Annotated in this window: 13 protein-coding genes; 3 read left to right on the forward strand and 10 right to left on the reverse strand. The window is 70.2% G+C overall.

What is annotated here, in order from left to right:
* Positions 1 to 50: 50 nt before the first annotated feature.
* Entirely contained in the window at positions 51 to 1,796 is a 1,746-nt protein-coding gene (gene treZ / locus OG905_RS10145) for a malto-oligosyltrehalose trehalohydrolase (RefSeq protein ID WP_328667402.1), read from the forward strand.
* 303 nt (positions 1,797 to 2,099) lie between these two features.
* Here the strand turns inward: treZ and OG905_RS10150 are convergent, their stop codons facing one another.
* The 3 genes from OG905_RS10150 to OG905_RS10160 form a co-directional block, all read right to left on the reverse strand.
* Complete coding sequence (locus OG905_RS10150) at positions 2,100 to 3,221, reverse strand: aminopeptidase P family protein (RefSeq protein WP_328667403.1); 1,122 nt, start codon at positions 3,219 to 3,221, stop codon at positions 2,100 to 2,102.
* 37 nt (positions 3,222 to 3,258) lie between these two features.
* Positions 3,259 to 4,212 carry a hypothetical protein gene (locus OG905_RS10155; RefSeq protein WP_328667404.1) on the reverse strand — a complete coding sequence of 318 codons (954 nt, stop codon included), beginning with the start codon at positions 4,210 to 4,212 and terminating at the stop codon, positions 3,259 to 3,261.
* Between the two features lie 226 nt (positions 4,213 to 4,438).
* Positions 4,439 to 5,083 (reverse strand): nucleoside/nucleotide kinase family protein, encoded by a 645-nt coding sequence (locus OG905_RS10160; RefSeq protein ID WP_328667405.1) that lies wholly within the window; start codon positions 5,081 to 5,083, stop codon positions 4,439 to 4,441.
* A 58-nt stretch (positions 5,084 to 5,141) separates the two neighbouring features.
* Between OG905_RS10160 and OG905_RS10165 the strand changes: the two genes are divergently transcribed.
* The gene (locus OG905_RS10165; RefSeq protein WP_328667406.1) at positions 5,142 to 5,531 is read left to right on the forward strand and encodes a VOC family protein; all 390 of its coding nucleotides are present in this window, start codon (positions 5,142 to 5,144) and stop codon (positions 5,529 to 5,531) included.
* Positions 5,532 to 5,787: 256 nt separating this feature from the next.
* On the forward strand, positions 5,788 to 7,035 hold the full coding sequence (locus OG905_RS10170; RefSeq protein ID WP_328667407.1) for an ABC transporter substrate-binding protein: 1,248 nt from the start codon (positions 5,788 to 5,790) through the stop codon (positions 7,033 to 7,035).
* 31 nt (positions 7,036 to 7,066) lie between these two features.
* On the opposite strand, the gene OG905_RS10175 is transcribed toward OG905_RS10170, so the two are convergent.
* The 7 genes from OG905_RS10175 to OG905_RS10205 form a co-directional block, all read right to left on the reverse strand.
* Positions 7,067 to 7,819 carry an ABC transporter ATP-binding protein gene (locus tag OG905_RS10175; RefSeq protein ID WP_328667408.1) on the reverse strand — a complete coding sequence of 251 codons (753 nt, stop codon included), beginning with the start codon at positions 7,817 to 7,819 and terminating at the stop codon, positions 7,067 to 7,069.
* Positions 7,820 to 7,823: 4 nt separating this feature from the next.
* Positions 7,824 to 8,702: an ABC transporter ATP-binding protein gene (locus tag OG905_RS10180; RefSeq protein WP_328667409.1), complete on the reverse strand. Its 879-nt coding sequence runs from the start codon at positions 8,700 to 8,702 to the stop codon at positions 7,824 to 7,826.
* Positions 8,692 to 9,684: a branched-chain amino acid ABC transporter permease gene (locus OG905_RS10185; protein WP_328667410.1), complete on the reverse strand. Its 993-nt coding sequence runs from the start codon at positions 9,682 to 9,684 to the stop codon at positions 8,692 to 8,694. The genes OG905_RS10180 and OG905_RS10185 overlap by 11 nt, the downstream gene beginning before the upstream one ends.
* 13 nt (positions 9,685 to 9,697) lie before the next feature.
* On the reverse strand, positions 9,698 to 10,681 hold the full coding sequence (locus OG905_RS10190) for a branched-chain amino acid ABC transporter permease (protein WP_328667411.1): 984 nt from the start codon (positions 10,679 to 10,681) through the stop codon (positions 9,698 to 9,700).
* Between the two features lie 153 nt (positions 10,682 to 10,834).
* Complete coding sequence (gene msrB, locus OG905_RS10195) at positions 10,835 to 11,242, reverse strand: peptide-methionine (R)-S-oxide reductase MsrB (RefSeq protein ID WP_328667412.1); 408 nt, start codon at positions 11,240 to 11,242, stop codon at positions 10,835 to 10,837.
* 21 nt (positions 11,243 to 11,263) lie between these two features.
* Positions 11,264 to 12,661 (reverse strand): UDP-N-acetylmuramate--L-alanine ligase, encoded by a 1,398-nt coding sequence (murC, locus tag OG905_RS10200; protein WP_328667413.1) that lies wholly within the window; start codon positions 12,659 to 12,661, stop codon positions 11,264 to 11,266.
* A 44-nt stretch (positions 12,662 to 12,705) separates the two neighbouring features.
* Positions 12,706 to 13,176, reverse strand: coding sequence for an indole-3-glycerol phosphate synthase (locus tag OG905_RS10205; protein ID WP_328667414.1), 471 nt, complete (start codon positions 13,174 to 13,176; stop codon positions 12,706 to 12,708).

Raw genomic sequence — 13,176 nt, forward strand, 5'->3', positions numbered from 1 at the left:
CAGGATGGGATCGGCATCGACGACGGGCATCGACGATTGAGGGGACGCCAGTGCTGTTCGAGGTGTGGGCACCGCAGGCCGAGGACCGGGTCTCGCTGTGGCTGGAGGGCGCCGAGCGCCCCATGGAGCGCGCCGAAGGGCGACCGGGCTGGTGGATCACGGAGGCGGACGCGGGCGACGGCGCGCGGTACGGCTTCGCGCTGGACGGCGGGCACGTGCTGCCCGATCCGCGCTCGCGCCGCCAGCCGGAGGGACCCGACGGGACGAGCGCGATCGTCGACCAGGACGCCTACGAGTGGCGGCACGCGTGGGTGGGGCGGGGGCTCGGCGGTGCGGTGCTGTACGAGCTCCACATCGGCACGTACACCCGCGAGGGCACGCTCGACGCGGCGGCCGAACACCTCGGCGAACTGGCCGAGTTGGGGATCACCCATGTCGAGCTGATGCCGCTGTGCCCCTTCCCCGGGGTGCACGGCTGGGGGTACGAGGGCGTGTCGCTGTGGGCGGTCCACGAGCCGTACGGCGGGCCCGCGGCGCTCAAACGCTTTGTCGACACGGCGCACGGTCATGGCCTCGGGGTGGTCCTGGACGTGGTCCACAACCACCTCGGCCCGTCCGGGAACCACCTGCCCGCCTTCGGCCCGTACTTCACCGACACCCACCACACGCCCTGGGGCGCCGCCGTCAACCTCGACGCCCCGGGCTCCGACGAAGTGCGCGCGTATCTGCTGGGCAGCGCGCTGGCCTGGCTGCGCGACCACCGCCTCGACGGGCTGCGCCTCGACGCGGTGCACGCCCTCGCCGACACCCGCGCGCTCACCTTCCTGGAGGAGCTGTCCGCGGCCGTCGACGCACTGGCCGGCGACCTCGGACGGCCCCTGTTCCTGATCGCCGAGTCGGACCTCGGCGACCCGCGCACGACGACACCGCGCGAGGCCGGCGGTCTGGGCCTGCACGCGCAGTGGAACGACGACCACCACCACGCCCTGCACACCACGCTGACCGGCGAATCCCAGGGCTACTACGCCGACTTCGCGGCAGCACCGCTCGCGGCCGTCGCCAAGACCCTCACGCACGCCTTCTTCCACGACGGAACGTATTCGAGCTTCCGCGGGCGTACGCACGGCCGCCCGCTCGATGTGACCATCACCCCCGCGCACCGCTTCCTCGGCTACGCCCAGACCCACGACCAGATCGGCAACCGGGCACAGGGCGACCGGCTCTCCGCCACCCTCTCCCCCGGGCTGCTGGCCTGCGCGGCCGCGCTGGTGCTGACCGGGCCCTTCGTCCCGTTGCTGTTCATGGGCGAGGAGTGGGGCGCCCGTACGCCCTGGCAGTTCTTCACCGACCACACCGACCCGGAACTCGCCGAGGCGGTACGCAACGGCCGGCGGCGGGAGTTCGCGACGCACGGCTGGGCGGCGGACCAGATCCCCGACCCGCAGGACCCCGCGACCCGGGCCCGCTCCTGCCTGGACCGCACCGAACGCTCCCGCGAGCCGCACGCCCGTCTGCTGGCCTGGCACCGCGAACTCATCGCCCTGCGCCGCACCCAGCCCGACCTGACCGATCCGGACCTGGAGGCGGTGAACGTGGCGTACGACGAATCGGCCCGCTGGCTGGCCTACCGCCGGGGTGACACGCTGGTGGCGATCAACCTCGCGAAGGAGGCGGCGGGTATTCCGCTGGGGGCCGGGGGGCGGGTGCTGGCGTCCTGGGACCGGGGCGAACCGCCGGGGGCGGACGGGGTGTTGCGTCTCCCGCCGGAGTCGTGCGTGGTCCTGGCGGAGGGCTGAGGTTTCCCCTCCCCGCCCTCCCCCTACGGCCTGGCGGCCGTGGGAGGTACCCCCATCCCGTAACTGTGGGCAAGCCCCCAGGCCCCTGCGCCCGCTTCGCGGCGCGAACTCGGGGCTCCGCCCCCTGGACCCCCGTATGCGACCTTCGGCCGCATGTCCTCAAACGCCGGACGGGCTGAAATTCAGCCCCTTGGGGGTCCCCCCGGACGAAGTCTGGGGGAGTTTGAGGAGCGGGGTCTGGGGCGGAGCCCCAGTTCGGGAGGGCGCGGTGGGGAACAAGCCCGCCACAGGCGCACCCGCCCCCTACTCCACGATCGCCATCTCGCGCGACGTCACATTGAGCCGGCGCCCACCGTCCCCGGTGACCGTCACGATGTCCTCGATCCGCACCCCGAACCGCCCCGGCAGATAAATCCCCGGCTCCACCGAGAAGCACATCCCCGGCACCAGCTCCCGCCCCTCCCCCTCGATCATGTACGGCGGCTCGTGCGTCGTGACGCCGATCCCGTGGCCCGTGCGGTGGATGAACAGGTCCCCGTACCCCGCCTCCTCGATGATCTCGCGTGCCGCCCGGTCGATCTCCTGGCAGGCCACGCCCGGCTTCACCGCGTCGACCCCGGCCCGCTGGGCCTCCTGCACCACGTCGTGGATGTGCTGCTCGGCGGGGGACGGCTCGCCGACGTGGACCGTGCGGGAGGTGTCCGAGCCGTAGCCGTGCTTGAGGCCGCCGAAGTCGAGGACGACCATGTCGCCCTGCTCGATGGTCCGCATCCCCGCCTCGTGGTGGGGATTCGCGCCGTTCGGGCCGGAGCCGACGACCGTGAAGTCCACCTGGGAGTGGCCGAAATGCTTGAGCAGCGCGGCGAGGTCGGCCGCGACGTCCAGTTCCCTGCGCCCCGAGAAGCGGACCTTCAGGATCTCCTGGTACGTCGCGTCCGCCGCCGCGCCCGCGGCCGCCAGCCGTTCCAGCTCGTGCGCGTCCTTCACCGCCCGCAGCATGGGCAGCGCCTCGGTCAGCGATACGTACGAGGTCTCCGGCAGCGCGTTCTGCAGGCCGAGCAGATGCATCGCCCAGGCGTTGTCGCTGACGCCGAACCGCCCAGCCACGTCGAGGAGCGGCGCCGTGACGGCGTAGGGGTCCTTGCCGTCGGTCCAGTCCCGCAGGGTGAGCGCGGACGCGCCCGGGGCCTCTGCGGCGTCCGGGGCCTCCAGGGTCGGGACGACGAGGACGGGGTCCTGGCCGGCCGCGAGGACGAGGAGGGTGAGCCGTTCGGTTTCCGCGGGCCGGTAGCCGGTGAGGTGGACCAGGTCGGGGCCGGGGGCGACGAGGAGCCCCGCGAGCCCGGCGAGGGCGGCGGACTCGGCGGCGCGGGCCATCCTGGCCCGGTAGTCGTCAGCGGTGAAGGGCGCGGGTGTGGTCGGCATGGGGCCATCCTGCCCGCCGGACATGGGGCCCGCGAGCTCATTCCTCGCCCTTGGCCACCAGCCGTTCCAGCAGCTCCTGGAATTCCTCGCCGACCACGATCCGCAGGCCCTCGCCGTCCTCGTCACGGTCGCTGAGCTGGGTGAGCGTGCCGTCGCGCCACCAGTAGACGTAGGGGCTGATGGCGCCGGGGGTGTCGGCGTAGCCGGAGGCCGCGAAGGAGGCCATGGCGTTGAGCGCGGGGATCATGCCGGTGTCGTGGATGGCGTGGAAGGCCAGCTGGTGCCGGAAGGGCATGGCGACCAGCGCGCCGTCGGCGGACAGCTGCTCCCCGGTGACCTGCCGTACGACGCTGTCCAGCGCCAGGACCCGGCTCGCGGTGTAGAAGGAGTCGCCGAGGACCACCTCGAAGCGCATGCCGTCGGCGTCCTCGACGGTCTCGTGGCCTTCGACGGGCAGTCCCCGGAGGTTGTACAGCGCCTGGTCCCGCAGGTACTGGAGGTCGCCGAGGGGTTCCAGGGCCTCGTCGGTGAGCATCATGACGCTCTCGGGGAGGTCGAGCGCGATGATCTCGTACAGGCCGGGGGCGAGGGGGCGGGCGTAGCCGAAGTTCTCTGGGTTGAAGCCGTCGCGGCCGACGACGCGGGGGTAGAGCTGCGCGCGAATCTGCTCGGTCGGCAGGGTGTCCAGCGCCGAGGGTGCGTCCATGGTGCGCAGGACCATCCCGACGTGCTGGCGGACCACTTCGGGCCAGGCGCGGGGACCGCGCTCGTCGTTGTGGAGTACGGCGGCGAGATTGGCGAGCCCGAACTGGCGGCCCGAACTGTCGGACACGACGTCCGCGTAGACGGTCACCTCCAGGCGCTGTTCGGCGAAGGCTTCGCGCACCTGGGCGCGGAAGTGGGTGCCTTCCTCGGCCGAGAAGAAGGAGAACTCGGGGTCCCGGGGTGCATCGCGTCCGTCGCGCTTCGGCCCTCGCCGGAACAGCCCCACGTCAACCCGCCTTCCGTCGGCATGCCAGAACCCCGAGCGTACAGACCGCGACCTGCACCACTAGAGACTGCTCCGCACGCGCTCGGCCAACCCCTCGGCGGAGCCCCGCAGCACGCCCGTGTGCAACAACCCGGTCCGGTGGACGAGCCGGGGCTCGGTGAGCGGCACGGCGAGGGCCCCGTCCTCCGATGTCGCCCACGCGCGCTGGCGGCGCGCGCCGCGGCGGCTACGGCGACTGCGTGACCACGAAGTCGGCGCGGTTGCGGCCGCGGGCGACCAGCCGGGCGTTGGGCTCGTCGGAGTCGTGGACCCAGCGTTCGGCGAACGCCCGCTGCTTGCCGAACCGCACATGCCGGTCTACGAGCCGGCTGACGCGGACGGCGTCGTCGAGCTCCAGGTACCAGACCTCGTCGAGGAGGGGGCGGACCTCGGCCCAGGGGCCCTCGTCATGGAGCAGGTAGTTGCCCTCGGTGACGACAAGGGGGACGTCGGGCCCGACCGCGATGCTTCCGGCCACCGGCTCCTCCAGGGCGCGGTCGAAGGCGGGGGCGTAGACCGTGATGGCCGGGACGGGTGCGCGCAGCCGCGCGAGCAGGGCGGCGTACCCGGCGGCGTCGAAGGTGTCGGGCGCACCCTTGCGGCGGGCCCGGCCGAGGCGTTCGAGCTCGGCCTGCGCGAAGTGGAAGCCGTCCATGGGGACGAGGACGGCGAGGCCGCCGAGGGCGTCGACGATGTGGGCGGCGAGGGTCGACTTGCCGGCACCCGGGGCTCCGGCGATGCCCAGGACGACGCGGCGGCCGGAGGCTGCGAGGGCGCGGGCGCGGTACAGGACGTGCGGTGGGTACTGCGGGGGCGGGGGCGGCGCGTGCATGGCGGGCATTCTTCCATTGCGTTGAACCCGTCACCGTCATACGTATAACCTATGGCTCATGTCGTACATCGCCCTGGTCACCCTCGTCGTCCGTGACTACGACGAGGCCATCGCCTTCTACACCGACGCGCTCGGCTTCGAAGTGGCCGAGGACACCGACCGCGGGGACGGCAGCCGCTGGGTCGTGGTCCGGCCACGCGGCTCGGGCCACGGCACCGCGCTGCTGCTTGCCCGCGCCGGCGACGAGGCCCAGCGCGCGAGCGTGGGCACCCAGACCGGCGGCCGGGTCGGCTTCTTCCTGCACACCGCGGACTTCGCGGCCGACCACGCCAGGATGACCGCGGCGGGCGTCCGGTTCCTGGAGGAGCCGCGGCACGAGCCGTACGGATCGGTCGCGGTCTTCGAGGACCTCTACGGCAACCGCTGGGACCTGCTGCAGCCCAGGTAACCTTCGGCCGCACGACCGCGCGTGCGACGGCGCGTACGGCCGGGCAACTCGCAGGAGCGCAGCAGCAGTTGAGCCGCCCGGCGTGAGCGACCGGCGGCGCCCACGCCCGGACGCGAACGTTGACGATTCATCCTTCTCGACGTCACGTCCCGCCTCGACTGCCCCAACAGCGTCTGATCGTTCTACTCTTTTTACAGAAGGCAGGCGGAAGGCAACCTGTCGACCTGCCGCCGGCCTCCACTGATAGGAGGCGGACATGAGAACGTCGATACGGCGGTCCACGATCTTCACCAGCGCGGCCGTGCTGCTGCTGGCGGCATGCGGCACGAGTGGCAGCGCTGAATCGTCGGACGGCGATGGTCAGCTCAAGCTCGGCTATGTCCTCCCGGAGACCGGGCAGCTGGCCTTCCTGGGCCCGCCACAGATCGAGGCGATGAAGTTCGCGATCTCTGGTATCAACGCCGGCGGTGGAGTGCTGGGCAAGCCGATACCGGCCGTGGTCGGGGGCGACGAGGCAGGCCAGGAGGCTGTGGCGGCACAGTCGGCGGACCGCGTGCTGAACGCGGGTGTCGATGCGATCATCGGTGCCGCGGCTTCCGGAATGTCGCTGGCGTTCATCGACCGGGTGACCGGTGACGGTGTCGTCCAGTGCTCGGGTTCCAACACAGCGCCTACCTTCACCGACTACGACGACGGCGGCTTCTACTTCCGTACCGCGCCGAGTGACGCGCTCCAGGGGCCGATCCTGGCGAAGACCATCCAGGGCGACGGCCACAAGCGGGTGGCCCTGATGGCGCGTGCCGACGACTACGGAAAGGGGCTGATGGAGTCCACCAAGAAGGCGCTGGAGGACGGCGGCGCCACCGTGACGCTCGCCGAGACGTACGACACGAAGGCCACCAACTACGACCAGATCGTCCAGAAGGCCAAGGACTCGAAGCCGGATGCCGCAGTGGTGATCGGCTTCGAGGAGGGCACGCAGATCCTCCAGGCCATGATCGAGGCAGGAATCGGGCCCCAGCAGATCGGTGTGTACGGAGCCGACGGGCTGCGGAGCGCGGAACTGCCCAAGCTCGTCTCTCCGGCCAATCCCGCCGCGCTTGCCGGGATGAAGGGGACGGCTCCGGCATCGGCGTCCAACCCGCAGTTCGTGGCGCAGCTGAAGAAGTTCGCCCCGAGTCTGAAGGAGCTGCAGTTCGCACCGCAGGTCTTCGACTGCGTGACGACGATCGCGCTCGCCGCCGAGCAGGCCAAGTCCGACGACCCCGGGAAGTTTGCGAAGGAGATCGTCGGAGTCACCAAGGACGGCGAGAAGTGCACCACGTTCGCCGCCTGCAAGAAGCTGATCGCCGACGGCAAGGACATCGACTACGACGGCGTGAGCGGTCCGCTCGACTTCACCGACGCCGGTGAGCCCGGTCAGGCGACGATCGAGGTGTACACGTACAACGCGAAGGGCCAGCTGCAGACCGTCAGCACACAGGTGAGCAAGGGCCAGCAGTGAGGGAGGAAACCGGAGTTCAGCGGACGCGGGTTCAGCGGACGCGGGCGAGGGTGCCGAGGTACAACTCGATCACCTTCGGGTCGTGCAGCAGGCCCATACCGGTGCCGGTGTGGGCGTTGCGGCCCTGGTCGAGGACGTAGCCACGGTCGCAGATCTGCAAGCACCTGCGGGCGTTCTGCTCGACCATGAGCACGGCGACGCCCGCGCCGTTGATCTCCTTCACCCGCTCGAACACCTGGTCCTGGAAGATCGGGGACAGTCCCGCCGACGGCTCATCCAGCAGCAGAACCTTCGGCTCCATCATCAGTGCCCGGGCCATGGCGAGCATCTGCCGCTCACCGCCGGACATCGATCCGGCCTTCTGCTTCCGGCGGGTGCCCAGCAGCGGGAAGATCTCCTCCACCGCCGCGGTCCGGCGTATGAATGCCTTGGGCCGCAGATAGATGCCCATCCGCAGGTTCTCCTCGACGGTCAGCGCCGGGAAGACGTTCTGCAGTTGCGGCACATACCCCACGCCCCGGCGGACCAGCTCGTGCGCGGGGCGGTTGGTGACGTTGTCGTCGTGCAGGCGCACGGTTCCACCGCGCACGCGCAGCAGGCCGAAGACCGCCTTGATCAGTGTCGACTTTCCGGCACCGTTGGGGCCGATCACTCCGACCAGCTCGCCGGTCCGCACCTCGACGCTGCAGCCGCGCAGTACATCGACGCCCGGCACATATCCGGCGACGATCTCGTCGGCCACCAGCACGGGCTCGTCCACGGGCCCGTTTCCGTATTCAGGCATGGGCTCACGTCTCCTCGCCGGTCGCTTCGGGTTCGTCGTGCCGCTTGCCGAGGTAGGCGTCCACGACGGCGCGGTTCCGGCCGATCGTGTACGGCGGTCCCTCGGCCACGAGTTTTCCGCCCGCCATGACGGCCACCCAGTCGCTGATGCCCATCACCACGTCCATGTCGTGCTCGACGAAGCACACGGTCAGCCCCTCGTCGCGCAGCGCGGTGATGTGACCGAGCAGGGACTGGGTCAGTGCGGGGTTCACCCCGGCCATCGGCTCGTCCAGCAGGATCATGACGGGGCGGACCATCAGCGCGCGGGCCAGTTCGAGCAGTTTGCGCTGGCCGCCGGAGAGGGTGCCCGCGTACTCGTCACGCAGCTTGGTGAGCCGGAAGCGGTTGAGCAGCTCGTCGGCCCGGACCACGATCTCCCGTTCCTGTCCGCGCCACAGCGGCCGCAGCAGCGCCGGCAACGCCCGCTCGCCGCGCTGCCCGGTCGCCGCGAGCAGCATGTTCTCCAGCACGGTGAGCCGGGCGGGGGTCCGGGTGAGCTGGAAGGTACGGACCAGTCCGCGCTGGGCGATCCGGTGCGGCGGGCGTCCGCTGAGCGGCTGCCCCTCGAACGACCACTCGCCGCCGTCGGCCCGGTCGAACCCGCTCACCAGGTTGAACAGCGTCGTCTTGCCGGCGCCGTTGGGCCCGATGAGGGCCGTGATGGTCCCGCGCTGCACCTCCAGGTGATCCACCTGTACGGCGACGAGGCCGCCGAAGGTGCGGGTCACACCGTCCAGGACGAGCAGCGGGTCGGGCTTGCGCACGCCGGGCACAGGCTCGAGCCCCGCCCCGGACCGGGGCCCGGGCTCGGGCGCGGACGAGGGGTGCGTATCAGCGGCCACTGAGCAGCATCTCCTTCCGGCTGCCGAGGATCCCCTGCGGTCTGAACGCCATGAGCAGGATCAGGGCGAGTCCGACCAGGGCGAAGCGGACGGCGCCGATCTCCGACGTGCTGATCACGGCGGACGAGATGTAGTCGGCGTCGATGGCCTGCCGCAGTGCGCTGTCGATGAAGGAGAGCACGAACCAGAAGAGGATCGAGCCGACGACGGGGCCGAGCATCGTCCCGGCGCCGCCCAGCACGAGCAGGGTGTAGAGGAAGAAGGTGACGGCCGGATCGAAGCTGTCGGCGCTCACCGACTGCACCTGGATGGCCTGCAGCATTCCGGCGACCCCGCCGAGCACACCGCCCAGCACAAGGCTCGTCATCTTGTACGCGTACACGTTCTTGCCGAGGCTGCGTCCGGCGGTCTCGTCGTCGCGGATGGACCGGATGACACGGCCCCACGGGCTGTGGATCAGCAGGGCGAGCAGCACCCCGACGATCACCACAAGGGCCCAGGCGATGATCATCACCCACAGGTCCCGGGCGCTGAACTTGACCGTCCAGAAGCCGTATGTGCCCCGTGGGATGGGGTTCAGGTCGTAGAAGTCATTGGCGAACCGCTGCAGCCCGAACACACCGCCGGTGGTCGGCTCGGCCCAGCTGGAACGGTAGAACAGCCGTAGCGTCTCCCCCGCGGCAATCGTGGTGATCGCGAGATAGTCGGCGCGCAGCCGCAGAGTGGGCAGGCCGAGCAGCAGGGCCAGCACGATCGATGAGGCAAGTCCGACCAGGACGCCGAGCCACATCGAGCCGCCCCAGGTCGCGACGGTGATCGCGAGCCCGTAACCGCCGACGAGCATGAAGCCGACCTGGCCGAAGTTCAGCAGCCCGGTGTAGCCGAAGTGGAGGTTCAGGCCCATGGCGGCGATCACGTAGATGGCGGCGATGGGGCCGATGCCGGACCGGATGGCGTCGGAGAGGATCGTGTCGAACTCCATGTCACACCACCCCTCAACCGATGCGTTCGCGGTGGCCGAGGATGCCCTGCGGCCGGACGAGCAGAACGATGATGAGCGTGAGCAGCGCCCACGCGTATTGCAGGTCGACCGGGAACCACAGCGTGGACATCTGGGCGACGATGCCGATCACGAGGCTGCCCACCATCGCGCCGTAAGCGGAGCCGAGACCGCCGAGGATGACTCCGGCGAACATCAGCAGGAGCAGCTTGAAGCCCATGTCCCAGGTGACGATCTCGACCAGTCCGAAGAACACCCCGCCAAGCGCGGCGAGCGCACCGCCGAGCATCCAGACCACCGAGACGACCCGCTGCACATCGATGCCGGAAGCCTCGGCGAGGTCGCGGTTTTCGGAGACGGCACGGATGGCTGTGCCGATCCGGGTCTTCTGGAGCATGGCGGCGACACCGAGCAGGGTCGCCACCGAGAGCAGGGTGACGGTGAGATCCCGTGGAGTGATGCCCACCGGGCCGAGGTCGTACGCCTTCTGGATGTCGTACTGGGCGAAGGAGCCGGGCCGGGTTCCGTACAGCACGAGCACGATGTGCCGCAGCAGCAGCGAAAGGCCGATCGTGACGATGAACATGTTGATCAGACCCGTGCCGCGGGCCCGCAACGGCCGCCAGAGGCCGCGGTCGATGCCCAGGCCCAGCAGGGCGCCGAAGGCCACGGAGACGATCGCGGCGGGGATCAGATGCCAGCCGGGACCGGCCGGCGAGACATTCAGGAAGAACGCGAACGTGGCGCCGATCGTCACGAGCTCGCCGTGCGCGAAGTTGATCAGGTGGATGGTCCCGAAGATCAGGGAGAGGCCCACCGCGCAGATCGCGATGATGACGCCGAACTGAATCCCGTCGAGGAGTGCCTGCAGGGCACGGGCACCGAAGCCCGGGCCATGCGGTACCTCCTCCTCACCCTGCGCCGCCGCGGTGGCCGCGGGCAGCATCACAAGAAGCAGGGCGAGTGCCGGGATCAACACACGCTTATGGCGCACGGTACGTCCGGTCTGTGCTTACGGTCTGAGAACTTCCGGTCTGTGACAACCACGCTCTGTTACCCAGTGTTAGCACAGGAAATTCGCAGGCGCACGTCGGGCGGGGCCGAAGGCGTGGACGCCGACAGCCCCGCGCCGTCAGCCCTCGTCAGGCGTCAGCCGCAGCGAAATGCTGTTGATGCAGTACCGCTGATCGGTCGGGGTCGCGTACCCCTCCCCCTCGAACACGTGGCCAAGGTGCGAGCCGCACCGCGCGCACCGGACCTCCGTGCGGTGCATCCCGTGCGAGCGGTCCTCGATCAGCTCGACGGCGTCGGTGTCCTTCGGGTCGAAGAAGGACGGCCAGCCGCAGTGCGACTCGAACTTCGTGTCGGAGCGGAAGAGTTCGGCGCCGCACGCCCGACAGGAGTAGACGCCCTCCGTCTTGGTGTCGGTGTACTCACCGACGAAGGCGGGCTCGGTGCCGGCCTGGCGCAGGACCTTGTACTCGGCGGGGGACAGCTCCGCGCGCCACTGCTCGTCCGGCTTTTCGACGTCGTACGACATGTAACTCGGCTCCCTCAGGTTCTACGGACCGGTCAGGCGGGCGAGGATGTCGGGACCGAGGTCCGTGACGTCGCCCGCGCCCATCGTGAGAACCAGATCACCGGGCTTCGCCATTCCCGCGACGACGTCGGGGACGCTCGCCTTGTCGTGGACCGGGGTGACGTCCGCGCCCGCCGCCCGGGCCGCGTCGATGATCAAGGCGCTGGTGATGCCCGGGATCGGGTCCTCGCGGGCGGGGTAGATGTCCAGGACCACGGACGCGTCGGCCAGGGCGAGGGCCTGGCCCATCTCGGTGCCCAGCTCCTGGGTGCGGGAGAAGAGGTGGGGCTGGAAGACCACCAGCAGCCGTGCGGCCGCGGCGGCGCCGCGCATCGCTTCGAGGTCGGCGGTCATCTCGGTCGGGTGGTGGGCGTAGGAGTCGATGACCTGGACGCCCGCGGCCTCGCCCTTGAGCTGGAGGCGGCGCTTGACGCCGGTGTACTTGCCGAGCGCCGACGCGAGGTTGTGCGCCGGGATGCCGAGCGCGACTCCGGCGGCGAGCGCGGCCACGGCGTTGTGCGCGTAGTGGCGGCCGGGGACCGAGACCGTGAAGGTCAGGAAGCGGCCGTCCAGCAGGACCGTGACCTCGCTGGTGAGGCCGCGCGGGGTGACCTTGTGGACGCGCACGTCGGCGGACGGGGACTCGCCGTAGGTGACGACCTTGAGCGTCGACAGGTCACGGACGCGGGAGGTGAGCTCGACGGCGCCGGGCTGGTCCGCGGCGATCACGAGGGTGCCGCCCGGGACGACCTTGCCGACGAAGGTCTCGAAGGAGTCGTAGATCTCGTCCATCGAGGCGTAGTTGGCGTGGTGGTCGAGCTCCACGTTGAGGACGATCGCGACCTCGGGGTCGTACTTCTGGAAGCTGCGGTCGCTCTCGTCGGCCTCGGCGACGAAGATGTCGCCCTCGCCGTGGCGGGCGTTCGTCCCCGGTCCTGCGAGGTCGCCGCCGATCGCGTACGAGGGGGCGAGGCCGAGCTCGGTCAGGGCCACGGCCAGCATGGAGGTGGTGGTCGTCTTGCCGTGCGTGCCCGCGACGGCGATCGAGCGCAGGCCGGTCATCAGCGAGGCAAGCGCGTCCGAGCGGTGCACGACCGGGACGGACAGCTCGGCGGCGCGCGCGAGCTCCGGGTTGTCCGCGCGGATGGCGCTGGAGACGACGACACAGCTGGCGTCGGAGGCCAGGTGCTCGGCGGCGTGCCCGATGTGGACGGTGGCGCCGAGCTCGCGCAGGGACTGGGCGGTCGCCGTTTCCTTCGCGTCGCTTCCCGCGACCTTCGCGCCGCGCTGGGCGAGGATCTTGGCGATGCCCGACATCCCGGCGCCGCCGATGCCGATGAAGTGCGGGCGTTCCATGGCGCTAGGGATGGCGGGTGCCATGTGCGTGTCTCCCCAAGATGTACGAGTACGTGCGAGGGTCCAGCCTATTCGCTGTGTGCGAAGAGCTTGAGCACCGGTACTCCGACCTTGTGGCGGGCCCTGGAGGCCCAGTCACGGTGGAAGAACTCCTCCACGTAGTGCGGTTCGGTCAGCACGATCACCTCGTCCGCGCCGGACTGGTCCACCACGGACGTCAGCTTGTCCAGCGGATGCTTCTCGACGACCTCACCCACGGCTTCGCTGCCCGCCGCCCGCAGGGCCGCCAGCGAGTGCTCCAGGGCCAGCCGGGCGGGAGCCTCGGCGTCCCTGCCCTCGGGTTCGTCGCCCTCGCGGACGGCTTCCTTCAGTTCGCCGAGTGCGACATCGTCGATCGCCCGTAGCAGGACATCGGCCTGATCACCGCGGGGCTGCATCAGCACGATGAAGGACACGCGCTCGTCCCCGTGCAGGCTCGTGACGAATTCCACGTCTTCCGACGTCAGGGGCTTCTCGATCATCAATACGCTTGTGAACAC

The organism is Streptomyces sp. NBC_00322, assembly GCF_036147535.1.
GTDB lineage: Bacteria > Actinomycetota > Actinomycetes > Streptomycetales > Streptomycetaceae > Streptomyces.